Origin of the sequence: Streptomyces sp. NPDC091271 (assembly GCF_044757505.1) — a bacterium.
GTDB lineage: Bacteria > Actinomycetota > Actinomycetes > Streptomycetales > Streptomycetaceae > Streptomyces.
On sequence record NZ_JBIVVD010000003.1, the window covers coordinates 559423 to 580418 of the forward strand.

At 67.7% G+C, this 20996-nt stretch carries 17 protein-coding genes and 2 tRNA genes; 14 read left to right on the forward strand and 5 right to left on the reverse strand.

What is annotated here, in order from left to right; translation table 11 throughout:
• Positions 1–8 precede the first annotated feature (8 nt).
• Positions 9–1241, reverse strand: a complete 1233-nt coding sequence (locus ACIQM3_RS14315; protein ID WP_401623592.1) for a GNAT family N-acetyltransferase — start codon at positions 1239–1241, stop codon at positions 9–11.
• Between the two features lie 104 nt (positions 1242–1345).
• Here ACIQM3_RS14315 and ACIQM3_RS14320 point away from each other — a divergent pair, with 104 nt between their 5' ends.
• Complete coding sequence (locus tag ACIQM3_RS14320; protein ID WP_401623594.1) at positions 1346–2491, forward strand: PP2C family protein-serine/threonine phosphatase; 1146 nt, start codon at positions 1346–1348, stop codon at positions 2489–2491.
• Positions 2492–2661: 170 nt separating this feature from the next.
• Here the strand turns inward: ACIQM3_RS14320 and ACIQM3_RS14325 are convergent, their stop codons facing one another.
• On the reverse strand, positions 2662–3840 hold the full coding sequence (locus tag ACIQM3_RS14325; RefSeq protein WP_401623596.1) for a cation:proton antiporter: 1179 nt from the start codon (positions 3838–3840) through the stop codon (positions 2662–2664).
• 151 nt (positions 3841–3991) lie between these two features.
• Between ACIQM3_RS14325 and ACIQM3_RS14330 the strand changes: the two genes are divergently transcribed.
• Positions 3992–4492 carry an HD domain-containing protein gene (locus ACIQM3_RS14330; RefSeq protein ID WP_401623598.1) on the forward strand — a complete coding sequence of 167 codons (501 nt, stop codon included), beginning with the start codon at positions 3992–3994 and terminating at the stop codon, positions 4490–4492.
• 40 nt (positions 4493–4532) lie between these two features.
• On the opposite strand, the gene ACIQM3_RS14335 is transcribed toward ACIQM3_RS14330, so the two are convergent.
• Positions 4533–5696: an acyltransferase family protein gene (locus ACIQM3_RS14335; RefSeq protein WP_401623600.1), complete on the reverse strand. Its 1164-nt coding sequence runs from the start codon at positions 5694–5696 to the stop codon at positions 4533–4535.
• Positions 5697–6185: 489 nt separating this feature from the next.
• Here ACIQM3_RS14335 and ACIQM3_RS14340 point away from each other — a divergent pair, with 489 nt between their 5' ends.
• Together ACIQM3_RS14340 and ACIQM3_RS14345 are read left to right on the forward strand one after the other, a co-directional pair.
• Positions 6186–6380 carry a hypothetical protein gene (locus tag ACIQM3_RS14340; RefSeq protein ID WP_033299386.1) on the forward strand — a complete coding sequence of 65 codons (195 nt, stop codon included), beginning with the start codon at positions 6186–6188 and terminating at the stop codon, positions 6378–6380.
• A 125-nt stretch (positions 6381–6505) separates the two neighbouring features.
• Positions 6506–6853 carry a DUF1330 domain-containing protein gene (locus ACIQM3_RS14345; RefSeq protein ID WP_401623602.1) on the forward strand — a complete coding sequence of 116 codons (348 nt, stop codon included), beginning with the start codon at positions 6506–6508 and terminating at the stop codon, positions 6851–6853.
• Positions 6854–6910: 57 nt separating this feature from the next.
• Here the strand turns inward: ACIQM3_RS14345 and ACIQM3_RS14350 are convergent.
• Positions 6911–6984, reverse strand: a tRNA-Gly gene (locus ACIQM3_RS14350).
• 177 nt (positions 6985–7161) lie between these two features.
• Between ACIQM3_RS14350 and ACIQM3_RS14355 the strand changes: the two genes are divergently transcribed.
• The 5 genes from ACIQM3_RS14355 to clpX all read left to right on the forward strand — a co-directional run bounded on the left by ACIQM3_RS14355 (position 7162) and on the right by clpX (position 11892).
• Positions 7162–7238, forward strand: a tRNA-Pro gene (locus tag ACIQM3_RS14355).
• 150 nt (positions 7239–7388) lie between these two features.
• The gene (gene tig, locus ACIQM3_RS14360; RefSeq protein WP_401623604.1) at positions 7389–8795 is read left to right on the forward strand and encodes a trigger factor; all 1407 of its coding nucleotides are present in this window, start codon (positions 7389–7391) and stop codon (positions 8793–8795) included.
• Positions 8796–9080: 285 nt separating this feature from the next.
• Positions 9081–9686 (forward strand): ATP-dependent Clp protease proteolytic subunit, encoded by a 606-nt coding sequence (locus tag ACIQM3_RS14365; RefSeq protein ID WP_031091967.1) that lies wholly within the window; start codon positions 9081–9083, stop codon positions 9684–9686.
• A 67-nt stretch (positions 9687–9753) separates the two neighbouring features.
• Positions 9754–10437, forward strand: a complete 684-nt coding sequence (locus tag ACIQM3_RS14370; protein ID WP_031091966.1) for an ATP-dependent Clp protease proteolytic subunit — start codon at positions 9754–9756, stop codon at positions 10435–10437.
• 156 nt (positions 10438–10593) lie between these two features.
• The gene (gene clpX / locus ACIQM3_RS14375; protein WP_103516222.1) at positions 10594–11892 is read left to right on the forward strand and encodes an ATP-dependent Clp protease ATP-binding subunit ClpX; all 1299 of its coding nucleotides are present in this window, start codon (positions 10594–10596) and stop codon (positions 11890–11892) included.
• An 873-nt stretch (positions 11893–12765) separates the two neighbouring features.
• Here the strand turns inward: clpX and ACIQM3_RS14380 are convergent.
• Positions 12766–13773 carry a hypothetical protein gene (locus tag ACIQM3_RS14380; protein ID WP_401623607.1) on the reverse strand — a complete coding sequence of 336 codons (1008 nt, stop codon included), beginning with the start codon at positions 13771–13773 and terminating at the stop codon, positions 12766–12768.
• A gap of 533 nt (positions 13774–14306) precedes the next feature.
• On the opposite strand from ACIQM3_RS14380, the gene ACIQM3_RS14385 reads away from it, so the two are divergent.
• From ACIQM3_RS14385 to ndk, 5 genes are all read left to right on the forward strand, one after another.
• Positions 14307–15563, forward strand: coding sequence for an RNA-guided endonuclease InsQ/TnpB family protein (locus ACIQM3_RS14385; RefSeq protein WP_401623608.1), 1257 nt, complete (start codon positions 14307–14309; stop codon positions 15561–15563).
• Between the two features lie 35 nt (positions 15564–15598).
• Positions 15599–18217 carry a valine--tRNA ligase gene (locus ACIQM3_RS14390; RefSeq protein WP_401623610.1) on the forward strand — a complete coding sequence of 873 codons (2619 nt, stop codon included), beginning with the start codon at positions 15599–15601 and terminating at the stop codon, positions 18215–18217.
• A 124-nt stretch (positions 18218–18341) separates the two neighbouring features.
• Positions 18342–19865 carry a bifunctional folylpolyglutamate synthase/dihydrofolate synthase gene (locus ACIQM3_RS14395; protein ID WP_401623612.1) on the forward strand — a complete coding sequence of 508 codons (1524 nt, stop codon included), beginning with the start codon at positions 18342–18344 and terminating at the stop codon, positions 19863–19865.
• Positions 19866–19868: 3 nt separating this feature from the next.
• Positions 19869–20237 (forward strand): DUF4233 domain-containing protein, encoded by a 369-nt coding sequence (locus ACIQM3_RS14400; RefSeq protein ID WP_401623614.1) that lies wholly within the window; start codon positions 19869–19871, stop codon positions 20235–20237.
• An 85-nt stretch (positions 20238–20322) separates the two neighbouring features.
• The gene (gene ndk, locus ACIQM3_RS14405; protein WP_014156293.1) at positions 20323–20736 is read left to right on the forward strand and encodes a nucleoside-diphosphate kinase; all 414 of its coding nucleotides are present in this window, start codon (positions 20323–20325) and stop codon (positions 20734–20736) included.
• The last annotated feature ends 260 nt before the right edge of the window (positions 20737–20996 follow it).

The following is a 20996-nucleotide window of genomic DNA, read 5'->3' on the forward strand; positions in this document are numbered from 1 at the left end:
GCCCGGGCTCAGAATCCGTGCGGGCACCACGGCTGCACGTCCGAGGAGAACGCCAGGGCTGCCTCCGCCAGCGCGCCCACCCGTAGTTCCCGCACCTGCCCGGCCGCCGCAAGCGTCGTCAGCGACTCGCCGCCCAGATAGGCGGCCCCCAACTGATTCACCGAGAGAGCCAGTTCGGGCTCGTCGTCCGTCCGCCGGCAGGTGGCCGCGCCCTTCGCGTCGGCGGTCAGGCGCCAACGCCCCGCGTTCCAGGAGCAGAAGGTGTCCTCCACCTCCAGCACCACGTCGACGGGGGCCCGGTAGCGCCGAGCCTCCAGCGCCGCACCCAGCTCGACCAGCCGCACGTACAGCCCGTCCCGCTGCCGGACCTCGCAGCGCCGGACGTCGGAGACCAGCCGGAGCACGGCGTCGTCCGCGGGCCGGTTGTGGCACTCGACCACCGTCGTCAGGTCGATCCCGAACAGGAAGCGCCACAACGCCGCGTACGAGGCGGGGTCCAGCGCCGCCAGGTCACGCACCGCCACCGTGCCCCGGGGGCCGGCGTCGTCCCAGGCGGGCCGCAGATGGAACGTCGCGTACCCCGTCACCTCGCCGTCCCGCTCCGCGAGCACGCACTGCAGCGGGGAGCCACCCTTCCGGGCGCTCTCCGGGTCGTTCACGGGTACCCGCTCCCAGCCGGGGCGGCGCAGCGGAGTGCCGGGCCGGGCCGCGGCCAGCTGCGCGTACACCGCCTCGCAGGCGTCGAGAGCCTGTGCCGGGGACGACCGGCGTACCCGCACCTCGTCCGTGCCCGGGGGCAGCATGAGGGAGACCCGGGAGGTGTCGATCCGCAGGCTCGTCTCGGCGGTGGCCGCGCTGTAGCCGAACCGGCCGTAGATGCCGGGCTCCGACGCCAGCAGCACCGCGAGCGGCTCGCCCCACGAGCGGACGTCGTCCAGCTGGCGCCGCATCATCGCCGTCAGCAGCCCCTGCCTGCGGTGCGTGGAGGAGACGCTCACCATCGTGACCCCAGCGGCCGGCACCGCCTCCCCGCCGGGCACGGTCACCCGGAAGCTGTACGAACCGGCTGTCCCCACGCAGTCCGCGCCGTCCCAGTGGGCGAGCGCACGCTGCGGCTCGGCCAGGGCGGTGTACATCTCGCGGCTCTCGGGCGAGAAGGGGACCCCGCCGAAAGCCAACTCGAGACTGCCGAACCAGGCATCCGATTCCGCCGCCGACAGCACCCGCAATTCCGTAGTCATGACCCCTGCTTACCAGGGCCGCGAGGCCTGGGCGAACCAGTTTCGAACACATTGTCACCGGGGCCCCCTGCACCGGAGGCCGTCGGGTGGATAAGGTCCCGGCAATGGCCCGTCGCAGAGGAGCAGACACCTACCCCGCCCGGTGGCGAAGATCAGCGCACCGGGCGCGCATCGCGCTGCGCAGGTCCGGAGTCGACTACTTCCGCGGGGACGGCTCCGACTGGATAGCCCTGGCCGGTCTGCTGATCATGATTCCGGTGATCACCGGCACCACGCTGATCAACCCGGTCTGGTGCTCACCGACCGCCCTGGCACTCCCGATCGTCGCGGGCGGTCTGCTGCTGCGGCCTGCCAGCCTGCTGAGTCTCTACGCGACCGCCGCCGCGGCCCTGATCGTGGAGTCCGTCGCCCTCGGCCCCTATGCGGAGGGGCCCGCCCGGGTCACACCGGGCACCGTCCTGGTCGTCGCGGCCTGCGGCTTCTTCGGGCTCGTCCTCGCCCAGTTCCGGGCCAGGGTCGGGGTGCCGTGGCGACGCGGCGGCACGATGCTCTTCGACCTGCGCGAGCGGATCCGGGTCCAGAGCGCCCTGCCGCGGCTCCCCGAGGGCTGGCACCGCGAGATGGCACTCCGCCCGGCGGGGGGCCAGTCCTTCTCCGGCGACTTCGTCGTCGCCGCCCGTACCAACGGCGGCCGCACCCTGGAGGTCGTGCTGACCGATGTCTCCGGCAAGGGCATGGACGCGGGTTCCCGCGCCCTGCTGCTGTCCGGTGCCTTCGGCGGCCTCCTCGGCTCCCTGCCCCCGCACGGCTTCCTCCCCGCGGCCAACGGCTATCTGCTGCGCCAGGACTGGGACGAGGGCTTCGCCACCTCCATCCATCTCGTCCTGGACCTGGACTCCGGTGACTACGAGCTCCTCTCGGCCGGGCACCCTCCGGCGCTTCAGCTGCACGCGGGCAGCGGCCGGTGGGAGGAGAAGGCCGCGGAGGGCCCGCTGCTCGGTGTGTACGACGGTGCGCAGTTCGACGCGGTGAAGGGCTCGCTGGCGCCCGGGGACGTCCTGATGCTCTTCACGGACGGCCTGGTGGAGGCCTCCGACCGGGACATCGCCGAGGGCATCGACCGGCTGACCGGTGAGGCCGACCGCTACGTCGCCACGGGCTTCGAGGGTGCGGCCTGGCATCTGATCGAGGCCTGCGCGAAGGACGTCAACGACGACCGTGCGCTCCTGCTTCTGTCCCGTCGGACCTGAACCCTACGGAACCGGTCGAAACCGTACGGGCGTCAAGCTGAGTGTTCGGCTGTCACCCGAACGTGAAGTCTTCCTGGGTGCGTCATCCGGATACGTCATTCCCGGGACGTCGTCCGGGAGCGCCGTCCCGGGTGCGGAGACACGGACCCCGCACCCGGGGGGTGCGCACGTCAGACCGGTACCGCCTCTTTCTCGGCCTCCTGGTCCCGTGCACGTCCTCCGGGAAGGATCCGGGCGAGCCAGTGCGAACGGCCGGCCGCCAGCGGCGACAGGACCGCGAGCAGGAGCACGTACCCGGCGATGAACGGGGAGAGCCGTTCGTCCAGGCCCGCGCCCGCCGCCATCGTGGCGAGGATCAACGCGAACTCACCTCGCGCCAGCAGGGTGGTGGAGATGTTCGCCGTGGCCTTCGGCCCGAAGGCGTAGATCCTCGCCGTGGCCATCCCCGCGAAGACGTTCATCGCCACGGTCACCGCGACAGCCGCCAGCACCGGCCACACCACGCTCGGCAGGTCGCCGGGGTTGATGGACAGCCCGAAGGCGAAGAAGAAGATCGCGCCGAACGCGTCCCGCAGCGGGTGCACCAGCTTCAGGATGCGGGGACCCGAGGTGGTGCTGCCCAGCATCAGGCCGACCATGAACGCGCCGATCGCGTCGGCCACCCCGAACCACTCCGAGATCCCGGCGACGAAGACGGCGACTCCGAGGAAGGAGATGACGAGGAGTTCGTCGTCCTTGGTGTTCATCAGCTTGCCGATGAGCTTCGTGCCGAACCGGGCCACCAGGGCGAGCAGCAGCAGGAAACCGAACGCCTTGCCGCCGTCGAGCACCGCCGCGCCGAGACTGTCCGCGCCGGACAGGATCGGCTGCAGGGCGGCCAGGTAGAGGGCGAGGAAGACGTCCTCGACGACGATGATGCCGAGGATCGGCCGCGTCTCCGGACTGCCGATCCGGCCGAGGTCCACCAGGACCTTCGTGACGATGGCCGACGAGGAGATGCCGAGCACGCCCGCGAGGACCAGCGCTTCAGAGGTACCCCAGCCCAGCGCGAAGCCGAAACCGAGCCCCGCGCCGACGTTCAGGGCGAGATAGGTGCCGCCGGCGAGCGCCATCTTGCGCCCGCCCTTCTTCAGGTCGTCGAGGTGGAACTCGAGGCCGAGGTAGAAGAGCAGCAGCACGAGACCGAGCGCGGAGAGCATCTCCAGGTCGTGCGGGTCGTCGAGCAGGACGACCCCGGGTGTGTGCGGGCCGAGGAGGATCCCGGCCAGGATGAACAGAGGGATGGTCGGCAGCCCGATACGGCCGCCGACGCGGGCGAGGACGGCGGCGGCGAGGAACGCGCCCCCCATGGCGATGAGCGTGTCTGCGTGTCCGATGAGCCCGTCTCCTTCGTTGGGTCAAGAGTGCGTCAAGAAATCGTCAGTAATTAGTTTACCGAACGATTTGGAGTGCATCGGAGGGCCCTTCGGAATGCCGGGGTGTCCGTCGTAGAGTCGGCCCATGCCGATCCCGTGTCTGACCCTGTCCCAGGTGGAAGCGATCGCCCGCGAGGCTCATCGCTCGCAGACCGACAAGGCGGGGCGGCCGTACGTGGAGCATCTGGCCGCGGTGGCCGAGGGCGTACGGATCCGGGGTGGCAGCGAGGAGCAGATCGCCGCCGCCTGGCTGCACGACGCGGTCGAGGACGGCGTGCTCTCCCGGCAGTGGCTGGACGAGGCCCCGCTTCCCCTGCGGGTAAAGGAAATGGTCCTCGCCGTCACCAAGCGGGACGGCGAGGACCTCTTCACGTACACCGGGCGGATTCTCGCCACGCCCGGAGCGCTGCTGATCAAGGAGTCGGATCTGGCGCACAACGCTGACCCGGACCGGCTCGCGGTCCTGGAGCCGGCGACCCGTACCCGGCTGAGCGAGAAATATGCGCAGGTGCGCGGCTTGTTGGGGCTCGGCGGGGGTGTCACCCCCGCCGAACAGCGGGATCAAGCCAACCCGGCGGCCGGCTGACGGGACCGGCCCCCGGTGGGAGGGGCTGATCCGGACAGGCTCAGCGCTTGGCGGGGCTCTTTCGGAACGCCCAGTTCATGTCCGGCTCGGTCGCGAAGCGGAGCGCGCGCCGGACCGGCGGGGTGCACAGCGCGGTCACGGCGACGGCGGCGACGAGGGAGACGACGACGAGTCCCACGGGCCCCGAGAGCCACTCGTAGCGGTCGAACAGGCCGTAGTAACCGGCGCCCTTGATCAGGAAGCCGTGCAGCAGGTAGCCGCAGATCGTCCCGGCGCCCAGCACGGTGAACCACATGTGGCGGCGGGGGACCCAGGCGAGGAACGAGATCGTGAGCAGCAGCGCGCATCCGAACATCGCCAGGGTCATCACGGGTCCAGTCCACCACTGGAAGTCCATCTCCTGGGCGCTGTTGCTGCGGTAGAACCAGCCGAGCTGCATGTGCGGCGCCACCCAGTAGGCGAAGGCCAGGGCCCCGGCGAGCAGGGGAAGGGACAGCAGGCGCACCTCACGCCGCCGGACCAGCTGGAAGTGCTCGGGCTTCATCAGCAGGCCGAGCACGAAGAACGGCAGAAGCTGGCAGACGCGCTGCAGGTCCAGATCGTCGCCGATGCCGGGCGAGACCGAGGCGAGCGCCGCGATCAGGAGGGCGACCGGGAGCGGGTGACGCAGCGATTGCCAAATCGGTGTGGTGACCCGCCAGATGAACAGGGCGATCAGGAACCAGGTGAGGAAGAAGGGGTCGAGCAGCGTGATGGACGCGTCGTGCTCACCGCCGGCGTAGCGCTTGAAGAGCGAGTACGCGGTCTCGAAGAGCACATAGGGCACCACGACTCCGGTGACGAGGCGCTTCACCTTGGGCGCGCTCATGTTGAACGACCGTGAGAAGTATCCGGAGACGAGGATGAACGCCGGCATGTGGAACATGTACACGACCATGTACAGCGCCCGAGCGGCGCGGCTGCCGTCCATGACCGGCTCCCACGAGTGGGCCACGGCCACGAGCACGATCGCGAGGTACTTCACATTGTCGAAGTACGCGTCACGGCTCTTGGCCGGTGCGGGTGCCTCGGTGCGGGCAGGAGAGGCCTTGGCGGCCGAGGAGGGGGCCCCCGGGGCCGTCAGGATCTGCTCATGTCTCGGCTCCGACTCCCGGCTCTTCGGGGTGATCGGGGCCCTCTGAATTTCGCTCGGAGCTTTGGACATCTCATGCACCTTAGACCCGTCGATCGGTAAGCGTAAAACTCCCAAGAGATATCGCGTGTTCCCTGTCTGTCGAATGCGAAACCACCGACAACCGCCCGTTACGTGCTGATTCATCCCTCTTAAATGGGGCATATCGGCGGCTGATTGGCGAGAGTGAATTTCGTCGCACGAACTCCTGGCAAATCACTGTGAATGAAGTGTGGGGATATGGAAACGATCACATCGGCCAGTATTCGAACTTCCTTGCGCACAGCGGGCGCACAGCTTCTCGGTGTGCCCCCTCTCCGCCCCTGCGGGGCGCCGCGTGCGCCGGATCGCGCGAGGGCGCACCCGGTTGCACGCGGGCGCGAGGATGGCGCGATCCGGTCATCTCTCTTCATCACCCGGCAGCAGTCACAGGGGAGTTGGTGGCACGATGGTCGCGACGGAGGTGTGCTGGCCGCACGCCGCCGGGCCGGCAAGGCGGACCGACCAAGGGTGTGATCAGTCGTGGCCATTTCACTGTCTGTGGTGCTTCTGCTGGGGATCGTCCTGGTGGTGTTCATCCGTGGCGGATCCATCAAGGGGGGGCCGGCGATCGTCGCCGTGCTCTTCGGCTTCTTCCTGGCCTCGACGGGCATGGCGCCGTCGATCAACAGATTCATGAACTCGATAGCCGACACGATCAACCAGATCAGCTTCTGACGCCTGCGCGCGTCGTGGCGCGTGTGTGCGCGAGTCCGTCCCGGCGGCGGGGCCGGCTGTGCGCCCGTGCAGGCGCGCCGCGCGGCACGGGGGCGAAGAGTCCCCCGCCGACCGAAGGGACAGACATGCCCGCCTACGCCATAGCCCACCTGCGCGAGGCCGCACCACACCCGGAGATCGCCGAGTACATCGAACGGATCCCCGCCACCTTCGAGGGGTACGGCGGGCGCTTCCTCGTGCACGCCACGCCGCACGAGACGAAGGAGGGTGACTGGCCCGGTCACGTCGTGGTGATCGGATTTCCCGGGATCGCCGAGGCCCGTGCCTGGTGGGATTCGCCCGCCTACAAGGAGATCGCGCCGCTGCGCTCACGGCACATCGAGGGCGACATCATCCTGGTCGAGGGCGTTCCCGAGGGCTACGACCCGACACCCGCCGCGAAGGCGATGCGCGAGGCCCTGGCCGGCGAGTAGTGCGCAACGGAGAAGGGCCGACCCCGAGGATCTCTCCTCGGGGTCGGCCCTTTCGTATGGAGCGGGCGACGGGAATCGAACCCGCGTAGCTAGTTTGGAAGACTAGGGCTCTACCATTGAGCTACGCCCGCAAGCACCGCGACGCCGGTCCGGAAGGCCCGGCGGAACTCGGTACGGGAAGCATCGTAGCGGGTCGGAGAAGGTGCGCGCACACCCGTATCGGCGTGGCCCCCGTGACGGACCGGGGGGCGCCTGCGCGAAGCGGCCTGCGCGGCGTCGTTCTGCATGTACCCTACGTGTCGCACCGACGGGGTGTGGCGCAGCTTGGTAGCGCGTCCGCTTTGGGAGCGGAAGGTCGTCGGTTCGAATCCGGCCACCCCGACCACCAGCAAGATCGCATTGTGGGAGTCCTCCCCCTTGCCGTTACTATGCAAATTGCGTGCCCGTGTGTCTGATGTACCGGGCTCGATCCGCGAAGCCGCCTCTCGGCGGCCCAGCAGAACCCCAAGAAGTCAGCCACCAAGGAGACCGAACCGTGAAGAGCGCCGTGGAGACCCTGAACCCGACTCGGGTTCGGCTCAGCATCGAGGTGCCCTTCGAGGAGCTCAAGGACAGCCTCGACGCGGCGTACAAGAAGATCAACCAGCAGGTCACGGTGAAGGGCTTCCGTAAGGGCAAGATCCCCAACCGCGTCATCGACCAGCGGTTCGGCCGTGGTGCTGTGCTGGAGGAGGCCGTCAACGACGCCCTTCCGAAGTTCTACACCGAGGCTGTCAACGAGGGTGAGCTCAACGTTCTGGGCCAGCCCGAAGTCGACATCACCGAACTCAAGGACGGCGAGCTGCTGGCCTTCACCGCCGAGGTGGATGTCCGTCCCGAGATCGAGATTCCGGACTACTCCGGCATCGAGGTCACCGTGGACGCACTCGAAGTCAGCGACGAGGACGTCGACAAGGCCGTGGAGCAGCTCCGTGAGCGCTTCGCCTCGACCAACCCGGTCGAGCGCGCCGCAGCCGAGGGCGACGTCGTCACGATCGACCTCGAGGCCAAGGTCGACGGAGAGGTCCTCGAGGACGGCGTGGCCGCCGGTGTCTCGTACACCATCGGCTCCGGCGAGCTCCTCGAAGGCATCGACGAGGCCGTGACCGGCCTGGAGGCCGGTGGCGAGGCCACCTTCACCTCCGAGCTGAAGGGCGGCTCCGCCGAGGGCAAGGAGGCGGAGGTCACCGTCAAGGTCACCGCCGTCGCCTCCCGCGAACTGCCTGAGCTGGACGACGACTTCGCGCAGATGGCGAGCGAGTTCGACACGCTCGCCGAGCTCCGCGAGGACAGCCGCAAGCGCCTCGAGAGCACCAAGCAGTACGACCAGGCCACCCAGGCCCAGGAGCGCGTCCTCGAGGAGCTGCTGAAGCTGGCCGAGGTCCCGATCCCCGAGAAGCTTCTCGCGGACGAGGTCCAGACCCGCAAGCACAACCTGGAGCACCACCAGCTCGGCCAGATGGGTCTCGACCTGGAGAAGTACCTCGAGATCCAGGGCAAGACCCTGGAGGAGTTCGAGAACGAGACCTCCGAGCAGGCCGTCAAGGGCATCAAGACCCAGTTCATCCTTGACGAGCTCGTCAACAAGGAGAAGCTGAACGTCAACCAGGAGGAGCTCACCGAGCACCTCATGCGGCGCGCGCAGTCCTCCGGCATGAGCCCCGACCAGTTCGCCCAGGCCGTCGTCGAAGGCGGCCAGGTGCCGATGCTCGTCGGCGAGGTCGCCCGCGGCAAGGCGCTCGCCGTCGTGGTCGAGGCCGCCAAGGTCACCGACACCAACGGTGAGGTCGTCGAGCTCGAAGACGATGAGGACGCGGCGGACGAGGCCACCGAGACGGTCGAGGCCGCCGAGGAGACCACCGAGTCGGCCGACGAGAAGAAGGACGAGAAGAACGAGGCCTGAGCCCCGCTCCGATCGTTGATCTGATCCGCACGACGGGCCCCGGACGTATCAGTCCGGGGCCCGTCGTCGTATCGGCCCCGCGCCCCGGGGACCGCCCGGGAACCCTTGTGCGGACTGCTTACCTTGCGCTCCCAGCGAACAGTTGGGGAAGCGGGATGGCGTTGTCCCACCTGCGCGTTAGGGTCCATGAAGAGGAAGGGTCGGGTAGTCCCGGCCCACCCGGTACGAAGACGCTGAGACGGCCGGAGCCGTCAGAGACGAGCAGGTGGATACGTGACGAATCTGATGCCCTACGCCGCCGGAGAGCCGTCCCTCGGTGGAGGCCTCGGTGACCAGGTCTACAGCCGACTGCTCGGCGAGCGCATCATCTTCCTCGGTCAGCAGGTCGACGATGACATCGCCAACAAGATCACCGCACAGCTTCTGCTCCTTGCCGCGGAACCCGACAAGGACATCTACCTCTACATCAACAGCCCCGGCGGTTCGGTGACGGCCGGCATGGCGGTCTACGACACCATGCAGTACATCCCGAACGACGTGGTCACCATCGGTATGGGCATGGCGGCCTCCATGGGCCAGTTCCTGCTCACCGGTGGCACGGCGGGCAAGCGCTTCGCGCTCCCGAACACCGACATCCTCATGCACCAGGGTTCGGCCGGCATCGGCGGTACCGCCTCGGACATCAAGATCCAGGCGCAGTACCTGCTCCGTACGAAGACGCGGATGGCCGAGATCACCGCGCACCACTCCGGTCAGACCGTGGAGACGATCATCCGCGACGGCGACCGCGACCGCTGGTACACCGCCGAGGAGGCCAAGGACTACGGCCTCATCGACGAGATCATCTCGGTCGCGTCGGGCATCCCGGGCGGCGGCGGCACCGGAGCCTGATCCGGGCGTGCACCACCCCGCACCCTCTCGTACGCCGAGACCTCCAGCCCACATGAACGCCACCAGGATGGTGAACACCCACATGAACAACTTCTCCGGCGCCTCCGCGAGCGGCCTCTACACCGGCCCGCAGGTGGACAACCGCTACGTCGTCCCGCGCTTCGTGGAGCGCACCTCGCAGGGTGTGCGTGAGTACGACCCGTACGCGAAGCTCTTCGAGGAGCGCGTGATCTTCCTCGGTGTGCAGATCGACGACGCCTCGGCCAACGACGTCATGGCGCAGCTGCTGTGCCTGGAGTCGATGGACCCGGACCGCGACATCTCGATCTACATCAACAGCCCCGGCGGCTCGTTCACCGCGCTCACCGCGATCTACGACACGATGCAGTTCGTGAAGCCGGACATCCAGACGGTCTGCATGGGCCAGGCGGCCTCCGCCGCCGCCGTCCTGCTGGCCGCGGGCACCCCGGGCAAGCGCATGGCGCTCCCGCACGCCCGTGTGCTGATCCACCAGCCGTCCTCGCAGACCGGCCGTGAGCAGCTCTCCGACCTGGAGATCGCGGCCAACGAGATCCTGCGGATGCGCACCCAGCTCGAGGAGATGCTGGCGAAGCACTCCACCACCCCGCTGGAGAAGATCAGCGAGGACATCGAGCGCGACAAGATCCTTACCGCGGACGACGCACTCGCGTACGGTCTGGTGGACCAGATTGTCTCCACCCGTAAGACCACAGCAGGCGCGTCCGTCTGACGTCGGTCTTTCCCCTTGGCACATTCCACCCGCACGGCCCCGGCCGTGTGAACAGTGCCAAGGGGGGCCCGAACGGGGGGCCAGGCAAGGTACCGTCGGATAGAGGCACCAGGAGCCGCTGAACCAGGCTGCTCCCAGGCGAAGGGGAAGCACCTCGTGGCACGCATCGGTGATGGCGGCGACCTGCTCAAGTGCTCGTTCTGCGGAAAGAGCCAGAAGCAGGTGAAGAAGCTCATCGCGGGACCCGGTGTGTACATCTGCGACGAGTGCATCGATCTCTGCAACGAGATCATCGAGGAGGAGCTCGCAGAGACCTCCGAGGTGCGGTGGGAGGAGCTCCCCAAGCCGCGCGAGATCTACGAGTTCCTCGAGGGGTACGTCGTCGGGCAGGAGCCCGCGAAGAAGGCCCTCTCGGTCGCTGTGTACAACCACTACAAGCGGGTCCAGGCCGGGGAGAACGGCGGCGGCGCGAATCGTGACGACGCGATCGAGCTCGCCAAGTCCAACATCCTGCTGCTGGGCCCCACGGGCTCGGGCAAGACGCTCCTCGCGCAGACGCTGGCCCGCATGCTCAACGTCCCGTTCGCCATCGCGGACGCGACGGCGCTGACGGAGGCCGGCTATGTCGGTGAGGACGTCGAGAACATCCTGCTGAAGCTGATCCAGGCCGCTGACTACGACGTCAAGAAGGCCGAGACCGGCATCATCTACATCGACGAGATCGACAAGGTCGCCCGCAAGAGCGAGAACCCGTCGATCACGCGCGACGTATCCGGCGAGGGCGTCCAGCAGGCCCTGCTGAAGATCCTGGAGGGCACCACCGCCTCCGTACCGCCGCAGGGCGGACGGAAGCACCCGCACCAGGAGTTCATCCAGATCGACACGACGAACGTGCTGTTCATCGTGGGCGGCGCCTTCTCGGGCCTGGAGAAGATCATCGAGTCGCGGGCCGGCGCGAAGGGCATCGGCTTCGGGGCCACGATCCGCTCCAAGCTGGAGATCCAGGCGAGCGACCAGTTCCAGGAGGTCATGCCGGAGGACCTGGTGAAGTTCGGGATGATCCCCGAGTTCATCGGCCGTCTCCCCGTGCTGACCTCGGTCCACAACCTGGACCGCGAGGCACTGCTCCAGATCCTGGTCGAGCCGCGCAACGCGCTGGTGAAGCAGTACCAGCGTCTGTTCGAACTCGACGGTGTCGAGCTGGACTTCGAGCGCGAGGCCCTCGAAGCGATCGCCGACCAGGCGATCCTGCGCCAGACGGGCGCGCGCGGTCTGCGCGCCATCATGGAAGAGGTCCTCCAGTCCGTGATGTACGAGGTCCCGTCCCGCAAGGACGTGGCCCGCGTGGTCATCACCCCGGACGTCGTCCGGAACAACGTCAACCCGACGCTGGTCCCGCGCGAACCGCGCACGATCGGCAAGAACGACGGCGGCCGCCACGAGAAGTCCGCGTAGCGGCAGCGCACCACAGACGCCGAAGGGGCGCCCGGCCGGTGGCTGGGCGCCCCTCCGGCGTCTGTGGCTGTTAGGCACCATGCCGGGGTGCGTCACGTGGGTGCTACGTGCGGACCGCAGAATTCCTACGAGGCCGATCAAGGCCATGTTCGCGCCAAAGTCTCACGGTGAGGGCAGGATCGAGCCGATGTGCAACTTGGTGCTGGATTTGCGTTGAATGGCTAAGTAATCTCGACGCAAAGAGTTTCGAGTTCGATCCAGTTATAGATCTGAGGAATTCACATGAGTCTTCTTGGCATTCGGCGAGCGGCTGTAGCTGTCAGTGTGATCGCGGCGAGCATTTCTATCCCGGTAGCCACTGCGAGTGTGGCCAATGCCAGCCCGCAGAGATGTGAAATATCTCTGCACAATAACGGGTATGTTGTTGGGGCTAAATCGAAGGCTGCCTGCGCTAATGCGAGCGCAGCCACCGGGTTTAATCCTGGGGCTATTGCTAAGAGAGCGCTGTGTAAGCAGCAGTTGCTGGCTTTGGGAGTCAAAGATTCTGAGGCCTACGATGCCTGTTACTCCTACTAGTAGCTGCGAAAGATTGATGTTGCAAGTGACGTAGCCGCCTTGCGTCCCGGCTGGAGTGTGTCACCGAGGTGGGGGCAGGACTGCTCACGCTGCGGGTGGTGTTCCCTGTGACCGTGACCTTGCTCCAAGGGGCACGAGTCAGCAACGATTAATGGGGCGGCCATCGGGTGATTGTGACGGCAAAGCAATTGGATGGCTTCCCCGCTGTCATGCACGATCGGCAAAAACGAGGGTGCGGAATGCAACGCCGAAGGGGCGCCCGGCCACCGGCCGGGCGCCCCTTCGTGCTGTGCGGGATCAGACCTTGGTACGGGAGGTGTTGTAGAGCTTGGCAGCCAGAGCCGCCGTCTCGTCCTGCGTCATCGACTTGTTGGTCATGGCGCCACCGATGTCGAAGCCGATCACCACGCCGACGGTGCTGTAATCGGCCCAGATGCAGACCGGCATGGTCATCTCCTTGGGGCCCTTCGCCGGAGTGCCGTCGGCATCGTCGTTGACGATCTTGACGTCCTGGCACTTCATCAGGGCGTCCTTGAAGCTGGCCGGCTTGACGCTCTTGGGGTTGCCGACCAGCGACCCCTTGGCGTCTTCGTCCATCGCCGCTTCCCTCTCGGCGTTCTTGAACGACCCGTCGATGACCTTCTCGGGGTCCTCGATCTCACCCCAGATGCCCTGGAGCATGAGCATCTTCGTGGTGAGCGGGTTCTTCTCAAGGTCGCCGCTCACGTACTGGGCGCCGACCTCGTTCGGGTTCTTGACCCCCAGGGCCTCGGCCTCGGTCTTGTCCTTGCCGGTCATCGCGGCGCCCGGCTTCGCCTTGGAGGAGTCCTGTTTGTAGTCGCCCACCGAAGCGGCCGGCGTGAGCTTGTACCCCTTGGTGGAGTCCGCCACATCGCCGCTGCCGCCGCCCGCTGTCAGGAAGTACACCCCGCCCGCGACGACCGCCAGCGCCACCACGGCCGCGCCGATGATCAGGCCCGTCTTCTTCTTCGGCGCACCCGGCTGCGGCGGCATGCCGGGGTACGCCTGCTGCCCGCCGTACGGCGGGGTGGGCGGCTGCTGGCCGTACGGGCCGGGCTGCTGTGGGTAGCCGTAGCCCGGCTGAGGCGGCTGCTGCTGCGGCGGGACACCCTGGGGTGCCTGCTGCGGGTAGCCGTAGCCGGGCTGGCCCTGCGGAGGACCCTGCGGCGGGGGGCCGCCGTACGGGCCGGGCTGCTGCCCGTACGGGCCCGGCTGCTGGCCGTACGGTCCGGGCTGGCCCTGCGGCGGCTGCCCGCCGTACGGGCCCGGCTGGTTGTAGCTCATCTGCGGTGTCCCCTGTTCGTGATGCTTACGCGTTCCGAACATCCTGACGGACGGCCTGCAGGCGTGGGGCACCGGGAGGCACACCGTTACGGAACAAACCGGTCCCGGCGTGATCTGGGGAGGGACTCCGCAGCTTTGGCCCGGGAGGACGCGAAGTATAAGGGTGTTCAGAAGCGCGCATCCCACAGGTAAATGCGGATGTGTCCAGGCTGTTCTTGGCGGAGTTTGAGCGGGCGGAGGTGCCCTTGAGGGAGCTGAGCCCACGATTCTATAGAGGGCGATCTATAGGGTTATTGCACGATAGGGCGCTTTGGCGCGCTTGTCGGTGAACGCGACGGTTTGGTTTCGGAGTCCGCACAGACGGACCGCCTGACTGCACCGCAGTGCCGAAGATTTCAGAGGTCAGCGGTCCACGTCAGCAGTCAGGACGAAGAACAAGGTGCACGGAGGAGTGAACGATCGCACGCTCCAACAAAGGTTCGAGTTCAGTTCCTGTTGCGGTGGCATAGGCCAACTGCACTAGCGTGACCCGTGTGAAGGTCGTCGTGCAGGTGCAACTGACGCCGGATGCCGCGCAGGCGACAGCCATCGGTGCGACCCTGCGCACGGTCAACGACCGGGCCAACTGGGTTTCCGCTGTGGCGTTCGAGTGCGGTGTGCTGCGTGAGTATGAACTGCGCAAGCACACCTACGCTGAACTGAAGGCGGCCGGTCTCGGTGCGCAGGCAGCTCAGCACACGATCAAGAAGGTGTGTGACGCCTATACCTCCCTGCGGGCCAACATTCGGGCAGGAAACCTGGGCAAGCCCGGATCGAAGCGCCGACTCAAGGCGGAGTCAAAACCGATCGTCTTCCGTCCGCAGTCCGCGCACCCGTTTGACGACCGGTGTCTGTCCTGGCAGTACGACGCACAGACCGTCAGCCTTTGGACCACGGCGGGGCGGATCAAGAACGTTCGCTTCGCCTGCTCCGCCGACGCACTCAAGACACTTCGCGAGTACCGCAGAGGCGAATCGGATCTCATCGAACGCGACGGCGTGTTCTATCTGATCGCCGTGTGCGAGGTACCCGAGGCCCCGGTCAACGAGAACCCGTCCGGGTTCATCGGCGTGGACCTCGGCATCGTCAACATCGCGACCACCTCAACCGGCTACCGTGCCGCCGGGCGTGGGGTGAACCGGCACCGCAAGCGGCAGCTCGAACTGCGCCGCAAGCTCCAGGCCAAGGGCACCAAGTCCGCCAAACGTCTGTTGAAGCAGCGTGCCCGCAAGGAAGCGCGGCACGCCGCGAACATCAACCACATCATCTCGAAGAAGATCGTCAACACCGCTGAACGCACCGGCCGCGGCATCGCCCTCGAAGACCTCACGGGCATCCGCGACCGGGTACGGCTCCGCAAGGACCAGCGGACACCACTGCACTCATGGAGCTTTCATCAGCTCGGCTCCTTCATCGAATACAAGGCACGCCGGGCCGGGGTGCCGCTGGTGTACGTGGATCCGGCGTACACCAGCCGGCAATGCTCCGCATGCGGGTACACCGACCGGAAGAACCGAATCAATCAAGCAACGTTCGCGTGCCGCGCCTGCGGCGTCACCATGCATGCGGACGACAATGCGTCCCACAACATCGACCGCAAGGGCGAAGCCGTGTGGGCAGCGGGGCGTGAGTCACGCGTCCCAGCCACCCCACAGGGTGGCCCGACGGAGGAGACAACCCAGCAGCCAGCCGGGCTCTACCTCCAAACCCGGTCCTTGCAGGACCGGGTCGAGTTGACTGCACGACTGTGACGGCCCCAATTTCCGTTCGGTCTAAACTGTGGTGCGTGACCGAGAACGCAGCGCAGCAGCCAGCCAGCACCCCCGAACTGCCGACCCAGTACGCGCCGGCCGATGTAGAGGGGCCGCTGTACGAGCGCTGGGTAGAACGCGGTTACTTCACGGCCGACGCGAAGAGCGACAAGCCCGCGTACACCGTCGTCATCCCCCCGCCGAACGTCACCGGCAGCCTCCACCTGGGCCACGCCTTCGAACACACGCTGATCGACGCCCTCACCCGCCGCAAGCGCATGCAGGGATACGAGACGCTGTGGCAGCCCGGCATGGACCACGCCGGCATCGCCACCCAGAACGTCGTCGAGCGCGAACTCGCCAAGGACGGCAAGTCCCGCCACGACCTGGGCCGCGAGGCGTTCGTCGAGCGCGTCTGGCAGTGGAAGGAAGAGTCCGGCGGTCAGATCTCCGGCCAGATGCGCCGCCTCGGCGACGGCGTCGCCTGGGACCGCGAGCGCTTCACCATGGACGAGGGCCTGTCCACGGCCGTCCAGACCATCTTCAAGCGGATGTACGACGACGGCCTCATCTACCGCGCCGAGCGCATCATCAACTGGTGCCCGCGCTGTCTGACGGCCATCTCCGACATCGAGGTGGACTACCAGGACGACGACGGCGAGCTCGTCTCCATGAAGTACGGCGACGGTGACGACACCATCGTCGTCGCCACCACCCGCGCAGAGACGATGCTCGGTGACACCGCCGTCGCCGTCCACCCCGACGACGAGCGCTACGCCCGCCTCATCGGCAAGCAGATCAGGCTGCCGCTCACGAACCGCACCATCCCGGTCGTCGCGGACACCCACGTCGACCCCGAGTTCGGCACCGGCGCCGTCAAGGTCACCCCCGCGCACGACCCGAACGACTTCGCCATCGGCCGGCGCCACGACCTGGAGACCATCCAGGTCCTCGACGAGCGCGGCATCATCATCACCCCCGGCCCCTTCCAGGGCCTGGACCGCTTCGAGGCCCGGTCCGCGATCGTCGCCGCCCTGCGCGCCGACGGCCGGATCGTCGCCGAGAAGCGCCCGTACGTCCACTCCGTCGGCCACTGCTCCCGCTGCAAGACGACGCTGGAGCCGCGCCTGTCGATGCAGTGGTGGGTCAAGGTCGAGACGCTCGCCAAGACGGCGGGCGACGCCGTCCGCGACGGCCGCGTCAACATCCACCCCGCCGACCTGACCCCGCGCTACTTCGACTGGGTCGACAACCTCAACGACTGGTGCATCTCGCGCCAGCTGTGGTGGGGCCACCGCATCCCCGTCTGGCACGGCCCGGACGGCGAGATGGTCTGCGTCGGCCCGAACGACGAGGCGCCCACCGGCGAGGGCTGGCACCAGGACACCGACGTCCTCGACACCTGGTTCTCCTCCGGACTGTGGCCGTTCTCCACCATGGGCTGGCCGGAGCAGACCGAGTCGCTGGAGAAGTTCTATCCGAACTCCGTCCTGGTCACCGGCTACGACCTGATGTTCTTCTGGGTCGCCAGGATGATGATGTTCGGCCTGTACGCCATGGGCGACGTCCCGTTCCGCACCATCGCCTTCCACGGCATGGTCCGCGACGAGACCGGCAAGAAGATGTCGAAGTCCAAGGGCAACGTCGTCAACCCGCTGGACTGGATGGACAAGTACGGCTCCGACGCCGTCCGCTTCACCCTGGCCCGCGGTGCCAACCCCGGCGTCGACGTCCCGATCGGCGAGGACTGGGTCCAGGGCTCCCGCAACTTCGCCAACAAGATCTGGAACGCCACCCGCTTCGCGCTGATGAACGGCGCGACGGTCGAGGGCGCACTGCCGGCCCCCGAGCAGATGACCGCCACCGACCGCTGGATCCTCTCCCGGCTCAACACGGTCGTCGCCCAGGTCGACGCGCTCTACGACGACTACCAGTTCGCCAAGCTGTCCGACGCCCTGTTCCACTTCGCGTGGGACGAGGTCTTCGACTGGTACGTCGAGCTGTCCAAGACGACGTTCTTCGCCGAGGGCGAGCAGGCCAAGGTCTCCGCGCGCGTCCTGGGCGAGGTCCTCGACGTCACCCTGCGTCTGCTGCACCCGGTCGTCCCCTTCGTCACCGAGACGCTCTGGACGACCCTCACCGGCGGCGAGTCCCTCGTCGTCGCCGACTGGCCGAACGACTCCGGTTTCCGCGACCAGGAGGCCGAGCAGGAGATCGAGCTCGTCCAGCAGGTCGTCACCGAGGTCCGCAGGTTCCGCTCCGACCAAGGCCTCCAGCCCGGCCAGAGGGTTCCCGCCGCGCTCACCCTGGACGGCACCGCCCTGGCGCCCCACGAGGCCGCCATCCGGCAGCTGCTGCGCCTCCAGCCGGCCGGCGACGGCTTCCACGCCACCGCCTCGCTCCCCGTCGCCGGTGCCACGGTCGCCCTCGACCTCTCCGGCACCATCGACGTCGCCGCCGAGCGCAAGCGCCTCACCAAGGACCTGGAGGCCGCCAAGAAGGAGATCGTCCAGGCGAACGCCAAGCTCGGCAACGAGGCGTTCCTCGCCAAGGCACCCGACAACGTCGTGGACAAGATCCGTGGCCGGCTGAGCAAGGCCGAGGCCGACATCGAGAGGATCGACGCCCAGCTGGCGAACCTGCCGCAGGGCTGATGATCTGAAGCCGGAGCCCCCGAGCCCCCGACCGACCGGGAGCGCGGGGGCTCCGCCGTGCCCGGAGGAGAGCGCGGCAGCGGGCGCTGCGCGCGATGTCCGTGGCCATCCGTAGACTGGCCCTGTGAGTGAGCCCCGCCCTTCAGACCGGCACGACGCGTCCGACCCCGACGACGCCTTCGCGGAGATCGTCGACGAAGAGACCCAGCGCGACCCCGACCTGGCGGTGATCGAGGCCGGGAGCCGGACGCTGCGCACCCAGTCGGGTCCGCCGCAGGGCGAGGCGGTCCCCGACCGCCCCGCCGATCCCGAGACCGACCGGGCGCTGCGCGAGGTGGAGCAGGAGCTCTCCGGACGCTGGGGCGAGACCAAGCTCGAGCCCTCGGTGACCCGTATCGCGGCCCTGATGGACGTGCTGGGCGAGCCCCAGCGCGCCTACCCCTCGATCCACATCACGGGGACCAACGGCAAGACGAGCACGGCCCGCATGATCGAGGCCCTGCTGAGCGCCTTCGAGCTCCGCACCGGCCGCTACACCTCCCCGCACGTCCAGTCGATCACCGAGCGCATCAGCCTGGACGGCGCCCCGATCGACCCGGAACGCTTCATCGAGACGTACAACGACATCAAGCCGTACGTCGAGATGGTCGACGCCCAGCAGCCGTACCGGCTCTCGTTCTTCGAGGTGCTGACCGGCATGGCGTACGCGGCTTTCGCCGACGCGCCGGTCGATGTCGCGGTCGTCGAGGTCGGTATGGGCGGCACCTGGGACGCGACGAACGTCATCGACGCCTCGGTCGCCGTCGTCACCCCCATCTCGCTCGACCACACCGACCGCCTCGGCACCACCCCCGCGGAGATCGCGGGTGAGAAGGCCGGCGTCATCAAGCAGGACGCGACGGTGGTCCTGGCCCAGCAGCCGGTCGACGCCGCGCAGGTCATGCTGAAGAAGGCCGTCGAGGTGGACGCCACGGTCGCCCGCGAGGGCATGGAGTTCGGCATCGTCTCCCGCGAGATCGCGGTCGGCGGCCAGCTGCTGACCCTGCGGGGCCTGGGCGGCGAGTACGACAACATCTTCCTGCCGCTCTACGGGGCGCACCAGGCGCACAACGCGGCGGTGGCGCTCGCCGCCGTCGAGGCGTTCTTCGGCATCGGCGCGGAGCAGGCCCGCAGCCTCGACGTCGAAGCGGTCCGCAAGGCCTTCCTCTCGGTGCTCTCGCCGGGCCGCCTGGAGGTCGTCCGGTCCAGCCCCACCGTCGTCCTGGACGCGGCGCACAACCCGGCAGGCGCACTCGCCGCCGCCGAGGGGGTCTCCGAGGCGTTCAGCTTCTCCCGGCTGATCGGGGTCGTGGGCGCGAGCGACGGCAAGGACGTGCGGGGGCTCCTCGAGGCCTTCGAGCCGATCTTCGCCGAGATCGTCGTCACCCAGAACTCCAGCCCGCGCGCCATGGACGCGGACGCCCTGGCCGCTGTTGCCGTCGAGGTCTTCGGCCACGAGCGCGTCCAGGTCGAACCCCGCCTCGACGACGCGCTGGAGGCGGCGATCACCCTCGCCGAGGAAGAAGCCGAATACGCGGGCGCCGGAGTCCTGGTGACCGGATCCGTGATCACGGTCGGCGAGGCCCGGCTGCTCCTGGGAAGGCGCTGACCTGTGCGTACGCTCTGCGCATCGACGCTGATCGGTGAATTCTTCGTCATCGGCTTCGCCGGACTCGTGGCGATGAAGTCCGACGACATGTCCATGGCCATGGTCTGGACGGTCTGCGGCATCGGCATGCTGCTGTCCGTCCTGCTCTGCGGTGTGATCACCCGTCCCGGTGGTGTGCAGATGGGCTGGGCGCTCCAGATCTTGCTGGTGCTGAGCGGCTTCTTCGTCCCGATGATGTTCATCCTCGGGGTGATCTTCGGTGCTCTCTGGTGGGCCTCGGTGCATTACGGCCGCAGGATCGACGAGGCCAAGGCGCGATGGGCCGCCCAGGCCGAGGCGCAGGAGAGCGCGGAGGCTCCGGCCCAAGGATGACGCAGAGTAAGCCCGGCCGTAGGGCCGTTCGAGTACCCCTGTAATCTCGCCCTCACCCGCACCGGAAGTCTGCAAGGAGCCGTACATGACTCAGCGCACCCTCGTCCTTCTCAAGCCCGACGCCGTGCGGCGTGGGCTGATCGGCGAGATCGTCGGCCGCATCGAACGCAAGGCCGGCTGGACGATCACCGCGCTGGAGTTGCGCACGCTCGACCAGGAGACCCTGGAGCAGCACTACGGCGAGCACAAGGGCCGTCCGTTCTACGAGCCGCTCGTCGAGTTCATGGCGTCCGGCCCCGTCGTCGCTCTGGTGGCCGAAGGCGAGCGGGTGATCGAGGGCGTCCGCGCCCTGGCCGGCCCCACCGACCCGATCGCCGCCGCGCCCGGCTCGATCCGTGGTGACTTCGGCACGATCACCCGGGAGAACCTCATCCACGCCTCGGACTCCGAGGAGTCCGCAGAGCGAGAACTCAAGCTCTTCTTTCCCGGCCTTTCCTGACTTCGGCTCCGCCAATCAGCGCTCATGACCTGGGGCGACCGAAGTAATTCGGTCGCCCTTCGGCATAGGGTCACGTATCGCGGGAACGCATCCCCCCGACGTATCGTCACCATGGGTGGAACGGGTAGCCGTTCCGCTCGCCATGGCGAAGGACCCTCGCGCTGTGTCCGTGCATACGGCACTACGATGGAAGCTTCCACGCCCGCAGCGCCAACCCTCGCCTACCTAAAACAAGCCATTCTTCGCTTCTTGGGAAGGCC